General features: G+C 31.8%; 14 protein-coding genes. 3 read left to right on the top strand and 11 right to left on the bottom strand.

Annotation, left to right across the window (positions count from 1 at the left end; genetic code table 11):
- Nucleotides 1-3 precede the first annotated feature (3 nt).
- Both BT107_RS06540 and BT107_RS06535 read left to right on the top strand, forming a co-directional pair.
- On the top strand, nt 4-1,488 hold the full coding sequence (locus tag BT107_RS06540; RefSeq protein ID WP_072302998.1) for a SusD/RagB family nutrient-binding outer membrane lipoprotein: 1,485 nt from the start codon (nt 4-6) through the stop codon (nt 1,486-1,488).
- A gap of 136 nt (nt 1,489-1,624) precedes the next feature.
- The gene (locus BT107_RS06535; RefSeq protein ID WP_072302997.1) at nt 1,625-3,928 is read left to right on the top strand and encodes a GH92 family glycosyl hydrolase; all 2,304 of its coding nucleotides are present in this window, start codon (nt 1,625-1,627) and stop codon (nt 3,926-3,928) included.
- A 34-nt stretch (nt 3,929-3,962) separates the two neighbouring features.
- Here the strand turns inward: BT107_RS06535 and BT107_RS06530 are convergent, their stop codons facing one another.
- The 3 genes from BT107_RS06530 to BT107_RS06520 are packed head-to-tail and all read right to left on the bottom strand — an operon-like array spanning nt 3,963 to nt 7,389.
- The gene (locus tag BT107_RS06530) at nt 3,963-5,237 is read right to left on the bottom strand and encodes an ATP synthase subunit B family protein (protein WP_072302996.1); all 1,275 of its coding nucleotides are present in this window, start codon (nt 5,235-5,237) and stop codon (nt 3,963-3,965) included.
- Nucleotides 5,238-5,287: 50 nt separating this feature from the next.
- Entirely contained in the window at nt 5,288-5,998 is a 711-nt protein-coding gene (locus tag BT107_RS06525; protein WP_072302995.1) for a response regulator transcription factor, read from the bottom strand.
- Entirely contained in the window at nt 5,998-7,389 is a 1,392-nt protein-coding gene (locus BT107_RS06520) for a sensor histidine kinase (RefSeq protein ID WP_072302994.1), read from the bottom strand. Before BT107_RS06520 ends, BT107_RS06525 begins: the two co-directional genes overlap by 1 nt.
- 242 nt (nt 7,390-7,631) lie before the next feature.
- On the opposite strand from BT107_RS06520, the gene BT107_RS06515 reads away from it, so the two are divergent.
- Nucleotides 7,632-10,061 carry a DUF5916 domain-containing protein gene (locus tag BT107_RS06515; protein WP_084639171.1) on the top strand — a complete coding sequence of 810 codons (2,430 nt, stop codon included), beginning with the start codon at nt 7,632-7,634 and terminating at the stop codon, nt 10,059-10,061.
- Here the strand turns inward: BT107_RS06515 and BT107_RS06510 are convergent.
- The 8 genes from BT107_RS06510 to BT107_RS06475 form a co-directional block, all read right to left on the bottom strand.
- Complete coding sequence (locus BT107_RS06510; protein ID WP_072302992.1) at nt 10,058-10,651, bottom strand: TetR/AcrR family transcriptional regulator; 594 nt, start codon at nt 10,649-10,651, stop codon at nt 10,058-10,060. The genes BT107_RS06515 and BT107_RS06510 overlap by 4 nt on opposite strands.
- 8 nt (nt 10,652-10,659) lie before the next feature.
- Nucleotides 10,660-12,075, bottom strand: a complete 1,416-nt coding sequence (locus tag BT107_RS06505; RefSeq protein ID WP_072302991.1) for a TolC family protein — start codon at nt 12,073-12,075, stop codon at nt 10,660-10,662.
- 5 nt (nt 12,076-12,080) lie between these two features.
- Nucleotides 12,081-15,218, bottom strand: coding sequence for an efflux RND transporter permease subunit (locus tag BT107_RS06500; protein ID WP_072302990.1), 3,138 nt, complete (start codon nt 15,216-15,218; stop codon nt 12,081-12,083).
- Nucleotides 15,219-15,231: 13 nt separating this feature from the next.
- Nucleotides 15,232-16,362, bottom strand: coding sequence for an efflux RND transporter periplasmic adaptor subunit (locus BT107_RS06495; RefSeq protein WP_072302989.1), 1,131 nt, complete (start codon nt 16,360-16,362; stop codon nt 15,232-15,234).
- Nucleotides 16,363-16,373: 11 nt separating this feature from the next.
- The gene (locus BT107_RS06490) at nt 16,374-16,865 is read right to left on the bottom strand and encodes a GbsR/MarR family transcriptional regulator (protein WP_072302988.1); all 492 of its coding nucleotides are present in this window, start codon (nt 16,863-16,865) and stop codon (nt 16,374-16,376) included.
- 400 nt (nt 16,866-17,265) lie between these two features.
- Nucleotides 17,266-18,810, bottom strand: coding sequence for a RagB/SusD family nutrient uptake outer membrane protein (locus BT107_RS06485; protein ID WP_072302987.1), 1,545 nt, complete (start codon nt 18,808-18,810; stop codon nt 17,266-17,268).
- 18 nt (nt 18,811-18,828) lie between these two features.
- Nucleotides 18,829-21,861, bottom strand: a complete 3,033-nt coding sequence (locus BT107_RS06480; protein WP_072302986.1) for a SusC/RagA family TonB-linked outer membrane protein — start codon at nt 21,859-21,861, stop codon at nt 18,829-18,831.
- Between the two features lie 718 nt (nt 21,862-22,579).
- Nucleotides 22,580-26,716 (bottom strand): hybrid sensor histidine kinase/response regulator transcription factor, encoded by a 4,137-nt coding sequence (locus BT107_RS06475; protein WP_072302985.1) that lies wholly within the window; start codon nt 26,714-26,716, stop codon nt 22,580-22,582.
- Nucleotides 26,717-26,785 lie beyond the last annotated feature (69 nt).

Here is a 26,785-nt window from a genome sequence, read left to right as displayed (position 1 = left end):
AACATGAGAAAAATATTATTTATATTATCATTTGTATTAGTTCTTGGAGCCTGTGATAAAGGTTTTGAAGAGTTAAACGTGAACCCAACAGCACCAAATCAGGTGCCAGTTACAACCAAATTTAGTGCAGCACAGTTGTACACTTCTGGTGAACGATATGAAAACTGGAGAGCAAATTTAATTTACTCTTCTACAATGATGCAGCACTTGTCTACCACAGCTGGTTATTGGTCAGGAGATAAGTATACTTGGAACAAAGGATATGCTTCTTCTATGATAGATCGTATTTATGGTAATGCTATTAAAACTGTAGAAGATATGCTTATACAGTTAGATGAAGAAGAGCAGCCAGAAGAAATGAAAGCTATTACTAGAATAATGAGAGTTTTTATTTACCACAGATTAACAGATTTGTATGGAGATGTACCTTATTCTGAAGCTGGTAAAGCCGTTATTACTGGTAACTTAACTCCTAAATATGACAAGCAGAGTGATATTTACGCAGATATGTTAAAAGAATTAGAAGAATCTGTAGCCGTTTTAGGTTCTGGAACTTCTGGTTTTGGAGATGCAGATTTAATGTTTCAAGGAGACCAAGGCAAATGGAAAAGATTTGGTAATTCTATGATGCTTAGATTAGGTTTACGTTTAATAAAAGTAGATGCTAGTGCTTCTGAGGCTTGGGTAACTAAAGCTATAGCAGGTGGTGTCATGGAGTCTAATGCAGATATTGCTTACATACAGCATACTGCAGGGCCAGAAGGGATTAATAAAAATGGTAATGGAGAAGCTTTTTCTGCGGATAGTAATCCTCGTATGAGTAAGACTTTTGTAGATTTTTTACAAGACGACCCTAGATTGCCAATTTTAGCTGCTCGTAGAAGTGATGGTAGCACTGCTATTGCAGACCTTAAAGGTTTACCTAATGGTTTAGATAGTCAGTTATTAGAAGACGCAACAGGAGAATTAGATACAGATTTGTATGCAGAACCTAATAGAAGTATTATTACAGGTGAAGGTGCTCCAATGTTTTATCAAACATATGCAGAGGTAGAATTTATGTTAGCAGAAGCAGCAGAGCGTTGGGGCTTAGCTGGTGGTGATGCAGAGGTACATTACAATGCAGGTGTAAGAGCTGCAATGAAAATGTTATCAATTTATGGTGATGATGCTATTATTGCAGATGCAGACATAGATACATATTTAACTAATAATCCGTTTGATGCAGCTAATGCTATAGAGCAAATTAATACACAGTATTGGGCTGCGACTTTCTTAAATGAATATGAAGCTTTCGCAAACTGGAGAAGAGTAGGTTTTCCTAATTTAACACCAGTTAATTACCCAGGTAATGAAACAGGAGGTACTATACCAAGAAGACTTACATACGCAACTAGCGAACAAAGTAATAACCCAGAGAACTATGCAGCGGCAATAGCTTCTCAAGGACCAGATGTACTTACAACAAGAGTATGGTGGGATAAATAATTTTTTAGTGTAATTATTTAGTTTTTTAAAAGAGGAGGGAATTATTCCTCCTCTTTTTTTAGTTACAATAAGAGCGCAAATAAGCTTAAATTAGTAAAATATTTCCTATTCAAAATAGTGTAAACAATCTCAAAAAATGAAATTAATAAAAATACTTTTTCCCCTAATTGTACTTGTAAACACAGCCATATTTGCTCAAAGTAAATCGGCAACATCTTATGTAGATTATGTAAACCCGTTGGTAGGTTCAGATTCTGAGTTTGCTTTATCTAATGGTAATACTTACCCAGCAATTGCTACGCCTTGGGGAATGAACTTTTGGACACCGCAAACTGGTAAAATGGGAGACGGCTGGGGATATACCTACGATGCTTTAAAACTTAGAGGTTTTAAACAAACGCATCAACCAAGCCCGTGGATCAATGATTATGCTGCTTTTTCTTTGTTTCCGGAAACAGGAAAATTAAAAATTAATGAAGACGATAGAGCTTCTTGGTATTCACATAAATCAGAAATTAGCAAACCACATTACTACAGTGCTTACTTGGCAGATTATGATGTAACTACAGAAATTACACCAACAGAAAGAGGAGCACAGTTTAGGTTTACATTTCCAGAATCTAAAAAATCTCATATTCTTGTAGATGGTTTTTTTAAAGGATCTATGGTAAAAATAATACCAGAAGAGCGTAAAATTATTGGCTATTGTAGAAATAATAGTGGTGGTGTACCAGAGAATTTTCACAATTACTTTGTTTTAGTTTTCGATAAAGATTTTGATGAGGTTCTAACTTGGAAAAAAGAAAAAGAAGGTAAAGAACAAATATCGTTCACCAAAGAAGCAGAAGGATACCACGTTGGTGCTGCAATTAGTTTTTCAACAAAAGACGGGGAGCAGGTTACTGCAAAAGTGGCATCGTCTTTTATAAGTTTAGAACAAGCAGAAATCAACTTAAAAAGAGAAATAGGAGAAGACACTTTTAATCAGACTAAAGAAAAAGCTGCAACTGCATGGAATAAGGAATTAGGACGTATGGAAGTAGATGGTGGTACTGTAGAACAATACAGAACATTTTATACTGCTTTGTATCGTGTGTTATTATTCCCTAGAAAGTTTTATGAGCTAAATGCAGATGATAAAATAGTACATTACAGTCCTTACAATGGCAAAGTATTACCAGGTTATATGTTTACAGATAATGGCTTTTGGGATACATTTAGAGCTGTTTTTCCTTTCTTTACTATAATGTATCCAGATTACTTAAGTAATGTAATGCAAGGCCTTGTAAACACATATAATGAAAGTGGTTGGTTGCCAGAATGGGCAAGTCCAGGGCATAGAGATTGTATGATAGGGTCTAACTCTGCCATAAACATTACAGATGCATATTTAAGAGGTATTAGAGGTTTTGATATTGAAACCTTATATGAGGCTGTTGTTAAAAACTCAACAAGTAAAGGACCAGTTAATTCTGTTGGTCGTTTTGGAGCTGAATTTTATAATGATTTAGGATACGTTCCTTATGATGTTGGAGTTAATGAAAATGCTGCGCGTACATTAGAATATGCATATGCAGATTGGAGTATTGCAGAATTAGGTGAAGCTTTAGGAAAACCTAAAAAAGAGGTTAAGTTATTTAGACAACGCTCTTTAAATTATAAAAACGTATTTGATCCTGAAATTGGTTTTATGCGTGGTAAAAATAAAGATGGTTCCTGGGCAACTACATACACGCCAGATAAGTGGGGAGATGCTTTTACAGAGGGTGCTGCTTGGCATTGGACGTGGTGTGTTTTTCACGATCCGTTAGGGTTAGCAGATGACTTTGGTGGTGTAGACAAAATGCGTTCTAGATTAGACGATGTTTTTACAACAGCACCAACTTTTAACGATTCTTATTACGGACAACAAATACATGAAATTACAGAAATGTTAGTTGCAGATATGGGGCAATATGCACACGGTAACCAACCCATACAACACGCAATTTATTTGTATAATTGGTTAGAGCAACCTTGGAAAACGCAAATGCACACACGTAATGTAATGGATAAATTATATTCTTCTGCGCCAGACGGTTTGTGTGGTGATGAGGATAACGGACAAACATCTGCTTGGTACGTATTTTCTGCAGCTGGTTTTTACCCTGTAACTCCAGGAACAGGTGAATATGCTTTAGGTAGCCCTTTATTTAAAAGTGTAAAAATGCATTTAAGAAACGGTAAAACTTTTACAGTAAATGCACCAGAGAATACTAAAGAGAATATTTATATTGATGCAGTACAGAAAAATGGTAGTAGTTACAATAAAAACTATATTACGTTTGATGATATTATGGATGGTACAACATACGATTTTAGTATGAAAAATGTACCAAATAAGAGTAGAGGTACAGCTAAAGAAGCTAAGCCATACTCTATGTCTGTAAACAAGAAGTAGTTTAAAAAAAAATAAGAACTGGGTTGTGTTTTAGTTAAGGCATAACCCAAGTTCCTAAATGTGCATTGTTATTTAATGTGTAGCCTAATTTATATGCATTAGAAGTTGTTATTTCTATAATTTTTCCGGGTGCAGGTATAATGTTATTTTTTAAAAGTAACGTATTGTAAATTGCTAGATCTTTAGCAGAAACTGCCTTTCCGTTTTTTATAATACTGGTACCGTTAATTTCTAAAAGCAATTTGTCTTTTAAAGAGTTTATATATCCTTTTTCTTTTAAGCTTTTTAAAAAGCTAGTAAGTTTTGCATTGTCATTAATAATAACAATATTATTGTCTGTTTTGTAGAACGAGAATGTATTATCTGGCGTAATGTTATATTTTTTTAAAATACTCTTGTACTGGTTAATTTGTGTATTGGTAAGTTTTGTGCCGTTTATGTAAACACCTGTTGGGTCTGTATTAAAAACTATATCATTTTTAGATTGTACTATATTATCTTTTAAAAGAGCCGTAATAAGTTCATTTTGCGCACTTGGCCAAGTATAATTAATTGTGTTTATTAGGGTATTACTTAAGTAAGTTTTGTTACTACGCAATAGCATTTTTAAAGGAGCATTAATAGCTCCTTTATGACTTGCTTCTACACTAATTATTGCAGCTTTTTCTGCTAAGCGTTTTGCTTCTTCTGCAATATGCATAGCATCTTCTCTATAGCTTTCTAAACTGGCTTGTTCTATACGTTTGGCTTCTCTGTGTATTCTATCTGCTTCACGTTGCATTCTTTCTGCATCTCTAAGTAATCTATCTGCTTCACGTTGTAATTCTTCTGCTTCTCGCTTTGTTTCATTACTACCAGATATAACTGTTTTTAATGTTTTTCCTAAGGCTTCAAACTTATCAATAAGTGCATCAGAAGCTACATTTTTATCTAAAGACATCACTAGTTTTTTAGAATTTAAATTTACATTGTAAACTTCATTTTCATCAGCATTAGAAATCCAAGAATAAGAATTACCAGATTTGGTCATTTTTTTAGATTCTAATTCATTTTTTAAGACAGATACTAATTCTGAGTATCTTTTTTCGGGGAATTTTGCTTTAAACTTATAACTGTCATTTGTATTGCTAATAGCTATAGAAATGTTACCACCACGATTATCGCTGCTAGAGCTAGAATAAGACATAGAACTAGAACTAGATGTATGTGTTGTTGGTGGTTTTGGCGGAGTTGGTATTGTTTGTGCTAGTACTGTGTTTCCTAGTAAAAATAAAATAATGTGTACGGTTAATATTGTTATTTTTTTCATAGATTTTGTTTTTAATTTCTGCTTTTTACAGAAGTTTTTGTTGTTACATTTTACTCCTTAATTTTAAAAGTTAAGCCAACACCACGCGCACTTTCTATAGAAATGTTGTTGTCTTCTTTAAAATATTTACGGAGTCTACTAATAAAAACGTCCATACTGCGACCAGAGAAAAAATCATCTGTGCCCCAAACAGCAGTAAGCAGATGATCTCTTTTTACCATTTGGTTTTTGTTTTCAAAAAAATAGGCTATTAACTGAGCTTCTTTTTCTGTTAGTCGTTGTATTTTGTTATTAAAAAGTAATTGGTAATTAACAGGGTTAAAAACATAGGCGCCTATGTTGTAACTACTGTTGTTTTTTGATTGATGAATGATTTTTTGTGTTCTTTTTAATATATTTTTTAATCGTAATATTAGTATATCTGCTTCAAAGGGTTTTACTATATAATCGTCTGCTCCAAGCTTTAACCCTTTAATCTTATCTTCTTTCATTTTTTTGGCTGTTAAAAAAACAAAAGGAGTTTCTGGACTATTGTTTATTATTTTTTCGGCTAAGGTAAAACCATCCATTTTTGGCATCATAACATCAAAAACACAAATGTCAAAAGGGTTGTTGTTACTTGCTTCTTTTGTAAAAGAGTCTAAAGCTTCTTTTCCATCTTTTGCCCAGGTAACAGTAAAATCGTGAATTTCTAAGTATTGCTTTAAAATACTTCCAAAATCAAAATCGTCCTCGGCTAATAAAACAGTTGTCTTTTGCATTAGTTTATAGGTGTTTTAATAGTAAACGTTGTTCCTTTATGCAATTGGCTTTCTATTGTAATAGTGCCATTGTGCGCATTTATTATTTGTTTTGTGTAATATAGTCCCAGTCCTAAGCCTTTTACATTGTGTAGGTTACCATCTGTAACTCTATAGAATTTATCGAAAATTAATGGAAGGTTTTTTTCTGGGATGCCAATGCCATTGTCTTTAATTACAATACTATACTCTCCGTTTGTATGTTTGGTTTCTATAGTAATTTGTATAGATTCTGTACCATACTTTACCGCATTTTCTAATATGTTTAATAGTGCCGTAGTAAAATGAAACTTATCTATGCGCAGTAAAACTTCTGCAGAGCAAACTTTGTTTATTATGGTAACATCTTGTTGTTGTACAGATAATTTAAAATCTTCAATTAAATGTTTAAAGTATTCGTTATCTATAATCTGTTCTCTATTTAGAACAATTTCTTCGGAACTTAGACTATTGGTCAATACTTGGTCTATTAGCTTTTGTAAACGTTCATTTTGTCTGTCTACAATATTAAGAGTGCTATTAAAAATAGCTTCGTTATTCTTAATTTCTGCTTTTTTAAGACTTTTAGATGCAATACTTAAGGTTGCTAAAGGCGTTTTTAACTCGTGTGTAATGTTGTTTATAAAGTCGGTTTTAATTGCTGTTATTTTTTTCTGTGTTATTAGGTTTTTTATAGAGTAATATAAAAGGCCAATAACTATTAAAAATATAAGTACAGAGGCAAAGAGTAGAAATGCCATTCTTTTGTATACAATGCTTTTCCATTCTTTAATTAATATTTTATTTTCAGATTTAACTTCTAAATCAAATGTGTTTATTTTTATTTCACCTTCAACTTTTTCTACAAACTCTTGTTCAGAAAACCATTTGGCATTATTTATTGTTTTTGCATTTTCATCATCAAACTTTTCTCCAAATAATCTAGATTGGTTTTTGCTAGCCGAAAATATAGTGTCGTTTTTAATTTTATCTAAAAGAACAACGCTGGTTAAATTCATTTTAAAATCTACATCATACCCTAAGTTAACTTTCTTTAATTCTTCTTTAAATATTCTTTTAAACTCGGAGTTTAAGCTGTTACTCTTTTCATTAGATCTACTTATAATTTGAGCTTTAGATAAACGATTGTTTTTATAATCTGATATGTTATTTTTTAAATCGTCTCCCCAAATATTATATAAAGAATCTAGTTTAGGGTTGTCATCTATAATAGATATAACATCTGTTGTTTCGTTAATAAATGCCTTCTTTTTTAGTTGATAGGTATTGTTTATTAAGTATGCCTGTATAGACGATAACGCTATTAAAACTAGTATAGCGGTACTTATTAATATGGTTGTTTTGTTTTTCATTGGTTTTTTTCTGCAAGTCAAAAGTACCAATAAACCTAGATTAAGTAGTGCAAACAGAAACCGTTAACCCTTCATTAACGTTAATATATGCTGTGTTTACAGTGTTTAAAGGCTTTTTATTCTTCTGTTAATTATTTAAAAATTCTAATAGTCTTGGTATTAACCGCCCTTTAACCTTGGGTTAACCAACTTATTAATAGAACAACCTCACATTTGCGGCATCAATTAAAAAACAACCAATAATGAAACTATCAAATAAAAACAATATGTATAAGTTGTTTGTCTTTTGTGTATTAAGTCTTATAGTACATAAAATGTCTGCTCAAAAAAATATAACAATACACAAAGTAAACGAACCTATAAAGATTGATGGCGAAGTAACAGAGTCTATTTGGCAACAGCATTTAATAGCTGGTAATTTTACACAAACTTTGCCAGAAGCAGGTAAACCATCTAAACAAAAAACAGATATAGCTATTTTGTTTGATGATGCTTATTTATATGTTCTGGGTGTTTTATATGTAGCGAATAAAGAAACAATAAGTAACCAGTTAACCGCTAGGGACGATACTGGTAATGCAGATGTTTTTGGGATACAAATAGATCCTTTTGGTGAGGCAAGAGAAGGTTACGATTTCTCTGTTACAGCAGCTGGTGTACAGTTAGATCAAAAAATAACGGCAACCGATTCTTACTCCAATTACAACGTAGTTTGGCAGAGCAAAGTAAAATTGTATAATGATAAATGGATTGTGGAGATGAAAATACCTTTTAACAGTATACGTTTTCCTAAAGAGGATTTAAGCAATTTTAAAATAAATTTTCAGCGTATAACTAATAGTTTAAATGAAGATGCTTATTGGAGTCCAATACGGTTAGATCTAGATGGGTATTTAAATCAGCTTGGAAAATTAAACGGATTAAATAATATTGCACCACCGCTAAATTTATCGTTTAATCCTTTTGTGTCTGTTGTTACAGAAAAGAGTCCTGTAGGTTATAAAAACACAACTTTTAATGGCGGTTTAGATGTAAAATACGTGCATAAAAATGCATATACATTAGATGTTTCTCTTATTCCAGATTTTAGTCAGGCACCATCAGACGATCAGATTTTTAATTTATCTCCGTTTGAAGTAAAATTTAATGAAAACAGACAGTTTTTTGTAGAGGGTACAGAGATTTTTGATAAAGGTGGATATTTATACACACGTAGAATAGGAGGTACCCCAATCTATAAAGATACTATTACAAAGACTGATGAAGAAGAGATTATAGAAAACCCTGTAACGTCTAATATTATAAACCTTATAAAGTTTACAGGTAAATCTAAAAACGGATTGTCTATTGGTATTTTAAACGGAATTACTGCAGAGAGTAAAGCCGAAATTAAAAATACAAATACCAATACTACAAGAAATGTACTAACTAACCCACTAACGAATTACAATGCAATTGTTTTAGATAAGACACTAAAAAACAACTCTTCTTTAACTTTTATAAATAATTCTGTTTTACGTAGCGGATCTGCGTACGATGCTAATTTAACGGCACTTTTGTACAGGTATTACAATAAAGACAGAACGTATTCTATGTACTTTAAAAAGGCACTTTCTCAAAAATATTTTACAGGAGAAGAAGACCAATTTGGACACGAATATTATGGGTATGCAGGTAAAGTAAGTGGTAAATGGACAGGTGGTGTGTCTGTTAAATTATTAGATGATAAATTTGATTCTAATGACTTTGGATATTTGTCTAGAAATAATGAGTTCCGTTTTAAAGGAGATTTGCGGTACACAAACAATAACCCTGAAAAAATATTTTCTAGATATCAAGTTTTTCTAGATCACCAACAAACGTATTACTATAGCTTATTAAAGGAAGAACAGACTTATTATAAATTGGGGTCTTACGGAGTATTTAAAAAAAACAACCATACATTTTTTGGAGAGTTTAGATATATAGAAAAGAGTAAAAACTTTTTTGAGGCTCGTACAAAAGACAAGCATTTTAATGTGCCAGCACAAGCAGAAACATTTTTAGAGTACCAAACTAATGATAATAAAGCTGTTTCTATAGCAGGTTATATGGTCTTAGTAAAATATTTTAATTCTGAAATTTACAAAAAAGAGTTTATAGCAGGTTATGGTGTAAATGCCAGGGTTGGTCAGCATTTTTCATTATATTTTAGTCAGGCTTTAGAAGATAAACCAAACGGAGTAGGTTTTTTAGCAAAACAAGATAATAGTATTATTTTTGGTAGTAGAAAAGTAAAAGAATTAAGTAATGCAATTACGTTAAATTACGCTGTAAACTCTACCTTAAACGTAAATATGCGTTTGCGTCATTATTGGATTACTGTAGATTATAAAGATCAGTTTTCATTAAAAGAAAATGGAGATTTTACAACTCATAATTTTGCTATAAATCCAGATGATTACGATGATAATTTTAATCAGTTTAATATAGATTTTATATCTAAATGGCAGTTTGCTCCAGCGAGTGAAATTAGTTTGGCCTGTAAGTTAGGGGCTAACTATTACAACACAGATGTAAACTCTACCTATGGTACAAATTTTAAACGTGTTTTAGAAGAGAAAAGTAGCACAACAATATCATTAAAAATGACCTATTTTTTAGATGCTAATATTTTTAAAAAGAGGAGTTAATTGTAATAACAATTAGAGTATTGGCTTGTAGTTATTCCTCTTAAATTATTTACAATAAAGTGGTCTAGAATTGTGTTAATATCATAAACCGTAAAAAGATTATCTACGGTAAATGCAATAGATTCTATTCTTAAAAAATAGAGTTCTGTAACTAATTTAAGATTTACATTGTTACGTATATAGCCGTCTTCTTTTGCTTTTTTAAGTAAATCTAAAATGGTAACGTATGCTAATTCTACTCTAAAATTATCGAAAATAGTATAAGCATCAGGGTAATATTTTTTTAGGCCAAAAATAAAAGAGGGTTTAAAGTATCTAAGATACTCTAACCCTCTTTTGTATATTAATATAATAGTAAGTATAGCGTCTTTTTTGTTATCCGCTATAATGCTTTTAATGTCTGCTTTGTATTCATCTAATAAAAACTCTAAACTATTTTCTACTAAAGTTTCTTTGTTTTTAAAATGTATATAAATTGTTTTTTTAGATATCCCTAAAATTTTTGCTAGTTCATCTAAAGTTAAACGTTTACTACCAAATTTTGTAAAGTTGGTAATTGCACACTTTAAAAGTTCCTTTTTAGTAATCATTACTGTTTTTATCTCCAGCCACCACCAAGTGCTTCGTATAGATTTACAATACTTGTTAGTTGTTGTAACTTACTGTCTATAATACTAAGCTCTGCATTTAAAGCACTCTCTCTAGCAGTTAATAAATCTAGGTAGTTAGCGTACCCGTTTTTAAGTAACTCTTCAGAATTAAGCTCTGCTCTACGTAAAGCTTCAACTTGTTTTTGTCTATACTCGTACTTTTCTGTTTCAGCATTATATGTGTATAAAGCATTAGAAACTTCTGAGCCAGCAACTAGTAATGTCTTTTTAAATTGTAATAAAGACTGTTCTTGTTGTGCTAAAGCAACTTCTTTTTGTGTTTTTAGCTTACGCTGATTAAAAAGAGGTTGTGTTAACCCACCAATTATATTGGCAAAAAGCGAATTAGCATCTATTAACTGGTCTAATTCTAAACTCTGAAAACCTCCAGAAGCTGTTAGCGTTAATGATGGATAAAAACTACTTCTAGCAACATTAGTAAGCTCAAAAGACTGAATTAGTCCATACTCAGCAGCCATTACATCTGGTCTGTTGCTTAGTAAGGTAGAAGGCACACCAACAGTTAAATCTGTTGATATATCTTGTACATCTAGACTAGTTCTTTTAATGTTTTGTGGCGCTTTACCTAATAAAATACTAAGTGTATTTTCAGTTTTAAAAATGGCAGTTTCTAAATCTACTTTTAAAGCCTTAGCGCTGTTGTATTGCGCTATGTTTTGGTCTACTGCAACTTGCGTTACGTTACCAGCATCTTTTAAAGCTTTTATAGTTTCTACACTACTTTCTCTTGTCTCAATAGTCTTTTTTGTAACAGCCAATTGAGCATCTAAAGCCAATAAGTTATAATACGTATTTGCGATACTAGAGATAAGTTGCGTTTTTACTGCCTGATGACCAGCAACACTTTGCATATATGCAGCTTGTGTAGCTCTTTTATTGCTTCTTATTTTACCCCAAATGTCTGCTTCCCAAGATAGGTTAGCTGTAATATCATATTGGTCTAAACTACCATTAAAGAAAGATCCAAACTGACTATTTTTAGAAAGCTCTTGGTGCGTTAATTTAGCACCAACGTCTAAAGTAGGTAAATAGCCCGCTTTACCTTGTTTAGCATAAGCTTCTGCAGCAGCCAATTGTTGTATTGCAATTCTAATATCTAAATTGCTTTGCAATCCTTCATTAATATATTGCTCTAAATAATTGTCTGTAAAAATTGTTTTCCAAGACACATTTGCCATAGATATACTATCTGTAGGCAAATTGTCTGTTCTGTATAGGGCTTCAGTTTCTTTAAACTCAGTCCTTTCGTAATCCTTAGCAACAAAACAACTTTGTAGTGTAAATGCAACAACTACGACAAGTGCTGTTTTGCTAATAAATTTATATTTCGTTGTAGATTTCATAATTCTTATTCTTCTGTAGTTTGAACTGCTGGTTTACTAGAAACTTTTTCTTGTAACCATTGAAATAAAATAAACAATATTGGAATAACAAATACCCCTAAAACTGTACCTATTAACATACCACCAGCTGCACCAGTACCAATAGAGTTGTTACCTTCTGCACCAACACCTTTTGCTAATACCAATGGCATTAAACCTAAGATAAAGGCAAATGATGTCATTAATATAGGACGTAAACGTGCTTTTGCACCGTGTATGGCAGCATCTACAATACTTTCGCCATTTTTTCGTCTAGCTAGGGCAAATTCCACAATTAATATAGCGTTCTTGGCTAGTAGACCAATAAGCATAATTAATGCAATTTGAAAATAGATGTTGTTTTCTAATCCAAAGAATTTAGTACTTATATAAGCTCCAAATACACCAAATGGTAAAGAAAATATTACTGCAAATGGTAATAAGTAACTCTCGTACTGTGCACTTAATAAGAAGTAAACAAACAAAATACTTAATATAAATATAAACGTAGTTTGGTTACCAGCGTTTACCTCTTCACGAGTTAAACCAGAATATGCAACAGTGTAATTACTTGGTAGTTTTGCAACCTCTTCTTCAATAATTTTAATGGCATCACCAGTACTAAAACCTGCATTTGTTGCCCCTGTAATTGTTGTAGAATTAAATAAGTTAAAACGAGTTACAGATTGCGGACCATATACACGCTCTAATTTTACAAACTGTGTAATTGGTGTCATTTCTCCTGCATCAGTCCTAACATACATACTGTTTAAAGCATCTAGGCTAGCACGATCTTCTGGTAGAGCTTGTATGTAAACTCTAAACTGTTTACCATATTTAGAGAAATCTGAAGCATAAATACCTCCAATATACCCTTGTAGAGTAGAGAAGATACTATTAATTGGCACTCCTTTTTCTTTAGCTAAAGGCACATTAATTTCCATCTCGTACTGTGGATACTTTGTGTTAAAAGCAGATTGTGCATATTTAATTTCTGGGTGAGACATTAAAGCTGCAGCAAATTCTTGATTCGCTTTATCTAAGTCTGTAAATTCACCACCAAATTTATCTAACAAGTTAACTTCAAAACCAGCTGAGTTACCAAAACCTCTAATACTTGGAGGAGAGAAGAAAATAATGTTTGCTTCTGGTATTGAAGATGCAACACCAAATAATTTTCCAGTAATTGCTTGTGCAGATAGTGATGGATCTTTACGCTCACCCCAATCTTTAAGTTTTATAATACCAAAACCGTAGTTTGTACCAGATCCACTAATTAAACTTCGACCTTTAATAAAGTTAACACCAATAATACCGTCTATACCATTTATCTTATCGTATAAATCTTTTGCTACAGCATTTGTTCTATCCAAAGAAGAACCTGCTGGCAACTCTATATTGGCAAAAATAATACCTCTATCTTCATCTGGTACAAAACCAGTTGGCGTTGTTTTAGCAGCCCAGAAAATACCTATTACTGCTATTATTAATAATATAACAGATATAAATTTTTTCTTGTATAAGAACTGAAGTGATTTACCGTATTTCTCTATTGTAGCGTTAAAACCACGATTAAATAATGTGTAAAAACGCTTTAAAGGACTTTTTCCTTTTAACTCTTCATCATCCTTATGTTCTTTTAATAATAAAGCACATAAAGCCGGACTTAACGTTAATGCGTTTACTGCAGAAATAAGAATTGCAATAATTAATGTTACACCAAATTGCTCGTAAAATACACCTGTAGGTCCTGTAATAAAGGTTACCGGAATAAATACTGCTGCCATTACTAAAGTAATAGATATAATAGCCCCAGAGATCTCGTTCATAGCAACTAATGTTGCTTTTTTAGGATTTTTAACACCTTCATCCATTTTTGCGTGTACGGCTTCTACAACCACAATGGCATCATCTACCACAATACCTATGGCGAGGACTAAAGCAAATAAAGTTAATAGGTTAATAGAATAACCAAAAACACTAAGGAAAAAGAACGTACCTATAATAGATACTGGTACCGCTATTGCAGGTATTAATGTAGATCTAAAATCTTGTAAAAAGATAAATACAACTAAGAATACTAGTAAAAATGCTTCAATTAAAGTGCTAACTACCTTTTCTATAGATGCGTTTAAGAACAAACTAGTATCATAAGGAACAAAAATGTTTAATCCTTCTGGTAAATCTCTTTCAACAGATTCTAAAGTTGTTTTTATGTTCTCAATAATTTCTCTTGCATTAGATCCTTTAGTTTGAAAAACCCCCATAAATACTGCAGGATGTCCTAAACTCATTGCGTTTGAAGAGTAAGATTGTGCATCTAACTCTATTTTAGCTACATCGTTTAAACGTAAAAATTCTCCGTTTCCTAATGCTTTAATTACAATGTCTCCGTATTGCTTCTCGTCTTTAAAACGTCCGCTGTAGGTTAACGTATATGTAAATGCTTCTCCGTTATTTTCTCCTAAAGACCCTGCAGCAGCTTCTAAGTTTTGCTCGGCTAATACAGCAGAAATATCTGAAGGAATTAAACCATATGCAGCAAGTTTTTCTGGTTTTAACCAAATACGCATTGCATAATCTTGTTGAGAAAATACACTAACATCACCAACACCTTTAATACGTTGCATTGCAGGTATTACGTTGATTTTTAGGTAATTCTGAATAAAAGTAGCATCGTAATCGTCACTATCTGTATACATAGATAAGAACATTAATGCACTTGTCTCTTGTTTTTGTGTAGTAACACCAGTTTGTTTTACCTCTTGTGGTAATAATGGATTTGCTCTAGCAACACGGTTTTGTACGTTTACTGCAGCAATATCTGCATCTACTGTCTGATCAAAATATACAGTAATATCTGCAGTACCATTGTTAGATGCTGTAGAGGTAATATACGTCATACCTTCTACACCGTTAATTTGTTCTTCTATAGGTACAATTACACTTTCTAGAACTGTTTCTGCGTTTGCACCTGGGTAAGATGCTGTTACCTTAATAGTTGGTGGCGCAATATCTGGGTATTCCTCTATAGGTAAGCCGGTGATACTAATAACACCAAGCATAACTATAATTATAGAAATAACTGTTGAAAGTACAGGCCTTTCAATAAATGTTTTTAACATAGTTTCTAAATTTCTAGTTTTTAAATAATGTTTCGATTGGCTTTAGAACGTCATCAAAAGAAACTTCTTTTGGAGCTATTTCTACGCCATCTCTTAATTTGCCAACACCAGTAGTAACAATTTTATCTTTAGCATCTAAACCAGATTCTATAACATATAAATTGCCTATAGTTGCTTTTACCTTTACAATAGTGTTAACCACTTTATTATTTTCTCCTAATTTAAAAAGCATAACATTACCTTGTTGCTCGTAAGTAGCTTCTTGTGGTATAACTATAGCGTTTTCATAAACAGTAGGAATTTGTATTTTTCCACTATTACCGTTTGTAATAAGTTGATTAGGGTTGTTAAAAATTGCTCTTAAGCTTACAGTACCTGTATTTGGATTTACTTGTCCTGTACTTGTTTGTATTTTTCCTTTTTCAGAATAAATACTACCATTTGCTAGAATCAAATTAACATCTGCATAATTTGCTAATTTTTCTTTTACATTTTTTCCTTCAGCATTTTGTAAAAAGTCTAAATACTGAGTTTCGTTTAAACTAAAAAAAGCATATACTTTACTAATATCACTAACAGTTGTTAATGGTGTTGGGTCGCTAGGACTAATTAAAGTACCTTCTCTAAAATTAATAGCACCAACATAACCATCTACAGGGCTTTTAATTGTAGCATAACCAATAGTAGCAGCAACACTACTGTAATTAGCTTTTGCTTGTGCTAAATTAGCTTTAGCAGTTTCTAATTGCACAGCACTAATAATGTTTTTTTCTACTAAAGGTATTAGTTTATCTACCTCTACTTGTGCAACATTAATACGTGCTTTTGCAGCACCAGCATCCTGACTTAAAGATTGCGTTTCTAGTCTAAATAAAATTTGACCTTTACGTACTTTTTGTCCTTCGTCTACTAATACTTTCTGAATATATCCTGAAGCTTTAGCTCTAACATTACTATTAATAACACCTTCTATTGTAGTTGGGTACTCTGTAAACCCTGTTACCGTTTTTGGTTGTAATTGTACAACTGGTAAAGATGCCGGTGGTGCTTGCGGAGCTTGTTGCTCTTGCTTACCGCCACAGCCAACAATGACAAGAATTGCTGCCATTGGTATTAAAATTTTACTGATAGTTCTCTTTTTCATCTTGTTTGTCTTTATAGGTTAATGTTGTCTATGTGTAGTTTAGATATAGACGTAATTGCTTGGTTTAAAAATTGTATGTAATTGTTATGAAATGTTAAATCAAATTTTTCCTCTTCTGTTGTTGTCTCTATTTTGTTTATATCATCTTTATAATCTCTAATTTCTTGATGTAATTCTTTTTCTACTTCCCATTTGTGAATCATTGTATTAATATGATTCTTAATTTTGTTGCTTGTAATTACATAATATTTTTTACGATCTCCTGTTTTTGTAAAATATTCTATTTCCTTTAAATCTGATAAATAATTTAAATGTGTAGATATGGTACTTTTACTAGCGCACAATACAGAAACCAAATCTTCAAAAGTGGTACCTATTTTACCTGTTAGTATTACGTAGGCTAATATTCTAGATGCTAATGGTGCATAACCATTATTGTCTTCTATATGTATTCCTAGTTTTTCTACTAAGGCATTTTTTTTAATACAAATGTTTTTTTTCATTTGCTATTTTTTAGAATTCATATTCTTAAGTAAACTAATTTCTTGCGTAAAAGAAAGGTGCAAAGATATAGTTGGTTCGGAAACTCCCGAACTAAACGAAGTTAATAAATTGTTAAAGTAGATTTTATTATTAATTATCTAAAAATGAATGTATTAAGTTGATCATTTCTTAAATTTTAATGGCTTTTTTAACTAATTTAACCGCTTTAAAAACAGCTGTATATTTAATTATTAACTACTGTATACATATAAAAAGTCGCTTAAAAGAACAGTACTGTTCTTTTAAGCGACTTTTTATATAATGATGATTAGAACTTGGTATAAAAAAGATACGACAGTTTAAGAAATCTTAAACTGCCGTATCAATTCAACTAAAAATCTAACTACTATATTCTAAGAATTAATAACCAGGATTCTGGTCTGCTTGCGTTAATTCTGAATTTTTTTCAATTTCTGTTTCAGGAATAGGGAACAAGTCGTTTTTAGCAGTATAACCTGTACCTGCTAATTCTGTTGCAGCTTTACCCCAACGTACTAAATCCCAAAAACGTTGACCTTCGTGAGCTAATTCTAAAAACTTTTCATTTACAATAGCTTCAAATAAATCGTCACCAGCTAAAGAAGCATCTACATCTGCTAAACCAGCTCTGTTTCTAACTTTATTTAACTCAGTTCTAGCTTGTCCATCTTTATTATCTTTATTGTAAGCCTCAGCAGCTAATAATAAAACTTCTGCATAACGGAACAGTTTATAGTTTGTACCATAGTTTAATTCCTTAACACCGTCAGAACTTGTATCTTCTTCTTTTGTAGCGTATTTAATTCTAATACCACCTTCGTAATCCCAAACAGCACCACCAGTTGCAAGAGATTGGTCTACAGCACCACCAGCAGCTATTAATTCTGCTTCTGTCATTACAGTAGCTACTTTTCTTTCTGTATCACCAGCAGCATCAAAAGCGTTCATTAATTTTGCAGTTGGTAAGTTAAAACCCCAACCGTTAATTAAACCAATTGTAGAAACATCAAAAATACCATCTCCACGTGGGCCCATTAACTGTATGTGTATGTTATTCTCGTTTCTACCTCCCCAAGCAAAATTACCCCAGTCTCTTCCGGTAGTAGAGATAAAACCAATTTCGAATAAAGATTCTGGTCCAAATTCGTGGTTAATACTCCACACATCTTCTGGATTTATAGCTAAGTCGTGAGCAGGATTAGCAATTACATCCTCGAAAAAAGGAATTGCTTCGCCATATTTACCTTCAAAAACTAATACTTTTCCCATTAATGCTTGTGCAGCACCTTTAGAAGCTCTAAAGTTATCTGCTAATGCAGATTTATCTTTTAAACCAGCAATTGCATCTGTTAAGTCTAGCTTTATTTGTGCGTAAATATCTGCTCTAGAAGATTTAGCAATTCCAAATTCTGTAGCAGAAGCAGGTATTGTTAATCTTAAAGGAATATCACCAAACATAGTTGTAAGCTCAAAATAAGACCAAGCTCTTAAAAATTTAGCTTCAGCTAAAGCTTGTTCTTTGTTACTTAACTCACTGTCTTTAATGTTTTCTATAACTAAGTTTGATAAAGAAATTGTTCTGTAAAACAAATCCCAAACGCTTCTTATAGATTGGTTAGATGTAGATACATTAGCGTAATCGTCTATATCTTGTAATTGTGGTTGATCATCACTGTTACCACCAGCAGCATTCATATCATCTCCAGGTAATTGTTTTACCAAAAATACACTGTTCCAATCTACAGAATAGTTGTGTTGCATAAGGTCATATATACCTACAACAGCAGCATCTACATTTTCTTCTTCAAGAAAAAATGTTGCTAGGTCTTCACCATCCTCACGAGGGTTGGTTGTAAAATCTTCACTACATGAAGTAACTCCTCCTATTAATAGGATAGTTACCATTGTTACTATAATTTTTTTCATAATAATATATCTGTTTTATTAAAAGTCTAATGAAATACCAAATACAGTTTTAGCAGCTGTAGGATAAAAACCTCTATCTACACCAATAGAATTATAGCTAAAGTTACCAATTTCTGGATCTAAACCTTTGTAATCTGTAAATGTAAAGTAGTCGTCTAGAGATACATACATTCTTAAATTGTTAATACGTAGTTTCTCTGCAATTTTCTTAGGTAATGTATACCCAACTTGTATTTGCTTAATTCTCATATAAGAACCATCTTCTACCATTAAATCTGTATCGTAAGAATCTATAACATTAGCTGCTCCTGGAAAAGTAGCAACATCACCAGGTTGTGTCCATCTTTCATTATAAAAATGTACTGGTTTGTTAGTTATAGGTCTAGAAGGTTGGTGGTACGTAGCAAAAATATCGTTACCAATTGTACCTTGAAACTGTACATTAAAATCTATAGCTTTGTATCCTAAAGCAATGTTACCACCAAATAAAACATCTGGGTGAGGAGAACCTACATTAACTTTATCTGCATTGTTTATAATGTTATCTCCATTAGTATCTACTTTAATAACTTCACCAGTTGCAGTATCTATACCATTAGTTTCGTAACCGTAAAAGTACCAAGAAGGTTGTCCTTGTGTAAAACGTGTAACACCATCAGGATTCTGTTGTGCACCAGCACCAATTATAGATGCACCTTCTGGTACAAATAAAATTTCTGTTACTTCATTTTTTAGGGTTGATAAGTTAGCGTTAATATCGTATCTAAAACCACTACTAGTTGTATCTCCATAACCTAGCTCAAATTCCCAACCTTTGTTTTCTATAGTACCAGCGTTAAATTCGTTAGATTGAAAACCTGCAGAACCTGGAGTAATTAAACTACCATCATTAACAATAGCATCTCTTGTAGTCTTCTTATAATAATCTACAGAAAAGTTTAATCTGTTTTCAAAAGCTCTAAAATCTGCACCAAAATCTAACTGTTCAGATGTTTCCCAAACTAAGTTAGGGTTAGAGTAGCCAGAAATCTGTGCACCTGTTAATCCTTCGTAATTTATATCAATACCATTAATAGCTCTAATAACATATGTTTTATCTGAGTTTCCATTAAGGTTACTTCTACTTCCGTTTTGTCCCCAACTAGCTCTTAATTTTGCATAGTTTATTTTAGAATCTTCTTTCCAGAAATCTTCTTTAGATAATAACCAACCTGCAGAAAAAGCAGGGAAAGTACCAGCTTTGTTAGCATCAGGGAATTTATCAGATCTATCTCTTCTTATAGATGTTTCAAATAAATATTTACCAGCAAAATCATAAGATAATCTACCATACATAGAAACCATATTATCTGGAGCAGGTATAATATCTTTAACTTCTACAGTGTAACCAGGTAAGTCTAAATCAAATCCAGTAAACTGATCTATGTCTATAGAACCATTTCTAGAAAGTGTAGTTTCAAATCTTGTTTGTTCTGCAGAATAACCAGCTAACAACGTAAAGTTATGATCGTTTATAGACTTAGTGTATGTTGCAAAGTTTTCCCACAACCACTTTTTAGTTTGGTACTTAGTTTGTGATGTTGTGTATTTTGTATTAGCAGCTTCAGAAGAAACGTAATAAGGGTTTACATTGTTTCTTACTTCAGTTTCTCCGTTTTCATATCCAAATCTAGACGTAAAATTGAATCCTTCAAATAAATTAAACTTTAAATAAGCAGAACCTAAAAACTGATTTGTGTCTGTAATAGTTTTGTTAATACTATTAGCAAATGCTACAGGATTAATTACCTCTCCAGTAGAATAACTAGGGTATCCATATACATTACCATTGTTATCTGTTAATAAAGGTACATTGTTATTTGTAGCTCTATCTATTACAGATTGTGGTACAGCACCATTAGCATAAGTAGCAGGAGTTAATGGGTCTATAATTAACATGTTTTGTATAACACCTCTAGTGTCGCTATTTTCTTGTATACCGTTTTTGTCTGTAATAGAATAGGTAGCATTTACACCAGCTTCTAACCACTTGGTTACATCTACTTTTACATTAGCTCTAAATGTAGAACGTTCAAAAGAAGAATTGCCTTTACCAACAATACCATCTTGGTTTAAGTTAGAGGCAGACATATAGTAAGATAGTTTTTCTGTTGCTCCAGAAAGGTTAACATCATTTCTAAACATAAAAGCATTGTTAAATGTTTCGTCTATCCAATCTGTATCGTAACCATTATTAACAACATTAGCTTGTCCTGCTTCGTTCATATACTCTACAAACTGATCAGCATTCATTAAATCCATTTTAGTTTTAACAGATTGTATTGCTATTTGTGTATTAAAACCAACTTTTAAACCACCAATTTTACCTTTTTTAGTTGTAATAATTACAACACCATTTGCACCTTCTGTACCATATATTGCAGCAGAAGCGGCATCTTTTAAAATTTCTAAATTAGCAATATCTCCAGGAGCTATATCTACTATAGAAGAAGTTTTCATACCATCTACGATGTATAAAGGATCTGAGTTACCACTAGAACCAGCACCTCTAATTCTAATTTTTGCTCCAGAACCTGGTGCACCAGAAGAAGAAGAAACGCTTACACCAGAAGTTCTACCTTGTAAAACTTGCTCTACCCTTTGGCCAGATGCGCTTTTAATATCTTCGCTATCTATGCTAGAGATAGCACCAGTTACTAAGCTCTTTTTCTTAGCTCCGTAACCTACGATAACAACTTCGTCAAGAGCTTGTGCATCTTCTTGTAGTGTTACGTTTATTGTTGTTTTGTTACCAATAAGAATTGTCTGAGCTACCATACTTATATATGTAAACTCTAGTTTGTCTGTAGCCTTAGTGTTTTCAATAGTATAGTTACCATCAAAATCTGTACTAGTACCATTAGTGGTTCCAGATACAAGAACAGTTACGCCACCTAGCGGAATACCGCTTTGGTCTGTAACAACTCCGCTTACAGTTTTTGTCTGCGAGAATGCTGCTTGTGTAAAGATAATTACCAGTGTAGCAATCACGTATTTTAACCTTATTATCATATTAAAAAAGTTTAAGTTAGTAAATTAGTTTTTTGTGAGTTATAATTGTTTAGTTTTTAGTTTTAATTCGTTTTTGAGTTGTTTGTCATAGGCTTTCTTCATTAATTATATAGTTATTCTAATTGTTACGTTTTGTAAATAAGTTATTGTTTATATTATATAAGTAATAATAAAAACGAGGAGTGCAATTATTGCTGCTATTAGGCCTATTTCTATGAGGCGTCTCCATCTGGAATAGTTAATCTTCATAATTTCAAATATAGATACAGAACCATACTAGTTGCTAAAACATATAAAGCGTTTACTACAAGATTTGTAGCAATATGTGGTAATACGAGCTATTTGCAACATTTGTAGCATTGTATACAACATACCTTTTAGTAGAGGAGCGTTTGTAGTGGAGTTGTAGTATTGTTATTTTTGTAACTTGAGTGTTACGGTGTATAAAATCTCTTAATTATTATCTAATTGAAGCCGATTTTTAAATGAAAAATGCATTAAAATAACGTATGTACTTCCTGTTATTTTAGTTTTATTTGTAAGATTGATGAAGCTCTTTATAGTAAACTTACACTGTATTTAAGTATTAGAATTAATCTATTAAAAAGGATTGTAATTACCTTATTAAGGTGCTTAATTATGTATTGTGTTTAGGCGTGTATTAGTTATGAAAAAGTAATCTTAAGTAGGCTTAAATCAACGTTAAAACTGTTTAAAATTACGAATCTGTTTGTTTGATATCTGTGGGTAGCAAATCAAAATAATTTTTAAAACACTTTGTAAAGTAAGAAGGAGAAGAAAAACCTACTTTATAAGATACTTCACTAATGTTTGTATTACCCATTTCTATTATTTGTTTTGCTTTTTGCAAACGTATATTTCTTAAGAACTCACTTGCTGTTTGGTTGGTAAGGGCTTTTATTTTTCTGTAAAACTGACTTCGGCTCAGGTTTAATTCAGATGCTAATGATTCTACATTTAAGTCTGGATCTCCTATGTTTTCATTAATATATAGTAGTACTTTTTGTATAAACTCTTTATCTAAAGAAGTTGTGTTTATGTTTTTAGGCACATCATTTATCAAACTAAAATATTTATTAAAAATAAGTTGTCTACTTGTTATTAGTTGTGAGACTCTTAATTTAAGAAGTCGCATATCAAAAGGTTTTACCATATAGGCATCTGCGCCTTTTTCTATACCCTCTATACGGTCGTCTATTCTAGCTTTGGCAGTAAGCATTAGTAATGGAATATGACTTGTCTTTAGGTCATTTTTAATGCTCTCACAGAATTTATAACCGTTCATCTCTGGCATAATAACGTCTGTAATTATAACATCTGGTAAGGCTTCTTTTGCAATTTTTAAGCCTTCTAAGCCATTTGCAGCAGTTAAAACTCTGTACAAATGCTTTAACTCGTTTTTTAGGTAATTTCTTAGTTCACTATTGTCTTCGACTATTAATAATGTATGTAGGTTAGAGTTGTTTTCTATGTCTACAGTATCTGTTTGATTCTTAGTTTCTTCTGTAGAAAAGCGTTCTTTTTTTGCGTTTACACTAATAGCATCTTGTAGAATTTCATCTTCAGCGAAATGAGATTTACCAGCAGGAAGTATAATTTTAAACTTTGTTCCTTTGCCAACAGTGCTATTTACCTCTACTTTACCTTTGTGCAGTTGTACAAAGCTTTTTACAACTTCTAAACCAATACCCGTACCATCATAATAAGTTTTGTTAAGGTTGTCTACTTGATAAAAACGCTCAAAAATACGTTTTACTTGTTCTTTTTTTAATCCGGGACCGGTATCAGAAATTGTAATTTTAATAGCACTAACTGGCCTGGTGGTATTAACAAGCGGCAGTATTGCTAGTTTACTTTTTGGTTCTAACTTAATTTTTATGGCACCACCATTAGGAGTAACCTTCATTGCATTAGATAAAATATTAAATATTATTTTCTCTAATTTGTTTTCATCTGCCCATATAGATAAATCTTCTATAGTAGAGCTAACCCATAAGTTAATGTTTTTAGAATTTGCTTCTTCTTTAAAGTGACTCGCAATTTCTTTGGTAAAAGCAACAAGGTTAAGCTCTCTTACTTTTATGTTTATTTTGTTTAGCTCTAGTTTTCTAAAATCTAAAAGCTCGTTTATTAAACGGTAAAGTCTATCTGTATTTTTATGTATTATGTTTAGTTTTTCTTTGGTACGCTCAGGTAGACTAATATTAGTATCGTTAATAATATCTTCTAACGGATTTAATATAAGTGTTAATGGTGTTCTAAACTCATGAGATATATTTGTGAAAAACTGAAATTTTTTCTCGTCTAAGTCTTTTTCTTGTAATCTTTTATCTCTTTCGTTATTAATAAGTTGTTTCTCTTTTATTCTACTTTGTGTCATTTTATTTAAAATGTACACACCTAAAAGAAAAAGGACAACATAGGCCATTAGTGCCCAAATGTTTTTCCACCAGGGAGGTAGTATTGTAATTTTTAATTCCAACGGATTTTCATTCCAAACCCCATCATTATTAGACGCTTTTAGTTTAAAAACATAATTACCAGGATCTAAATTTGTGTAAGTTGCATTTCTAGTATTACCAACATAGTTCCAATTTTTCTCGTATCCTTCTAAATAATAGGCATACTCGTTTTTCTCTGGTCTGGTGTAGTTAATACCAGAATATTCTATAGTAAAAACAGATTGTTTGCTACTTAATGTTAAGCTATCTGTTTCTGATATAACTTTTTTTAAGGGTGATTTATCTTGTGTTGGAGTCACCTTTTTATTAAACAGTTTAAAATCTGTTAAGTAAATAGAAGTTAGCGTTTTGTTGGTTTGTATGTTTTTAGGGTTAAAATAATCTACGCCCTTATAATTACCAAAGTACAGTTTTCCTTCACTGTCTTTGTAGGTTGCATTTATATTAAAGTCGTTAGATAATAAACCGTCATTGCTTGTGTAATTAGTAATACTATTATCTTTTTCTATAATTTTAGAGATACCTGCGTTACCTGTAACCCAAATGTTACCATCTGTACATTCTATAATTCCAGATACATTTTCTTCTGTTAAACCATTAAATTTATTATACCATTTAAAAGTGTCTTCTGCTACGTTGTATTTACAAAGACCAGCACCTTTTGTACCAATCCACATATTTCCTTTACTATCTTCATGTAAGGTTAAAATATGGCTAGCACTTGCTTGGTTTCTGTATTCTTTAGACATCCTAGCGGACATTGGAGTCACAATAAAATTACCATTATTTGTTTTTTTAACTCTAAATAAACCTAAAGTTGTACCAAGCCAAATATTATCTTCATGATCTACTAAAACTTTCCAGATATCACTAACTGTAATATCATTCTTTACAAAAATTTCTGTGTTATGGTGTGTAATTTTTTCTGTGTTAGGATTGTAAGAGTGCAAACCTCTATAAAAAGAGCCTATCCAAATGGTACCTTCAGAATCTTCATCAATACTAAGAACGGTATTAGAACTTAAATTACCATTGGTGTTTTCTATGTTAAAGTGAGTAAATTTAGTTTCTCCTTTTTTTAGCATATATATACCATTGTCCCAACTTGTTGCCCAGATGTTTTCTTTGCTATCTATAAAAATGGCTTCTATATAATCACTGGTTAGTCCAGAGTAAGTACTATTTTCTTTTAGGTTTATATGGGTAAAGTTATTTGTTTTAGGATCTAGTACATCTATACCACCGCCATCCATACTAATCCAAAGTTTACCCTCACTATCCTGAGAAATACCGGTTACAGAACCTATTTGAAGCGAATTTTGAGTGTTATTTAGGCTTTCTATGTTTTTAAATTTATCATATAACTTATCATAAACAGCAACACCAGAATTGTAATAACCCATCCAGATTCTTTGGTTCTTATCCAGAAATAAAGACCAAATAGAGTTGTATAAAATACTTTTTTCATCAGTCTTACTAGAAAGATATCTTTTTATAATACTACCATTAGTGTTTAAGTGAAAAAGTCCACTGTTCTCTGAACCCACCATAATGGTATTGTCCGGTAACTGAATTATAGAAAAAATCTTGTTATCAGAAATTGAAAAATGATAGGTATTTAGTCGATCATCAATTTTATAAAGTCCGTCACCAATTGTACCTACCCAAATATTGTTTTTTTTATCAACCATTAAAGATTGTATGGGTTGTTTAAGGGAAGACGAGTTATCTTCTGTATTAAGTAAAGATTGTTTTAAGGTATTTGTGTTAGAATCAAATTCCTGCAAACCTATACTTGTACCCGCGTAAATTTTGTTATTGTTATCAATTTTTAAAGCAAAAATGCTAATAGGGATGTACTTGTATTGATTTTGTATTTTTTTAGCCTCTAAAGTTTCTAAATTTAACTTAAACAATCCCTGCTCATACGTACCAATAAATAGATTTCCGTTTTTATCGCCCTCTAAACTGCGTATAGATATGTTTGTTCTATTTTCTTTTTCTTCGGTAGTAAGGTGAATTTTTTTAAACTGATCTTTATCTCTATCGTACACATTTAAGCCCTCTTCTGTACCAAACCACAATCTATTGCTATTGTCTAAATAAGAGCAATAAACCAAACTACTACTTATAGAGGTGGTATCGTTTAAAATATGCTTGTAGTAGGTATAGTCTATACCATCGTAACGGTATAAACCAACACCATTTGTACCCATCCACATAAACCCGTGATGGTCTTGCACAATTGTAGATACACCAACCTTAGAGATGCCTTCTTTTATACTTACAAAATTATATTCTTTAGATAAATCTTGAGAAAAGATAGTATTAGAGAATAGGTATAAGAAGACAATAAGCAATACTTTTCTCATAAAAAGCGCATAGTTTTTTGCTCGTACAATTTATAAATTAAAATCTAGTTAGAGAAGAAATTGGGCTAA

The sequence above is a fragment of the Cellulophaga fucicola genome, assembly GCF_900119145.1.
In the GTDB taxonomy this organism is placed as follows: Bacteria; Bacteroidota; Bacteroidia; order Flavobacteriales; family Flavobacteriaceae; genus Cellulophaga; species Cellulophaga fucicola.
The sequence above is the reverse complement of the archived record's forward strand: the minus strand, read 5'-3'. Positions and strand labels throughout refer to the sequence as shown.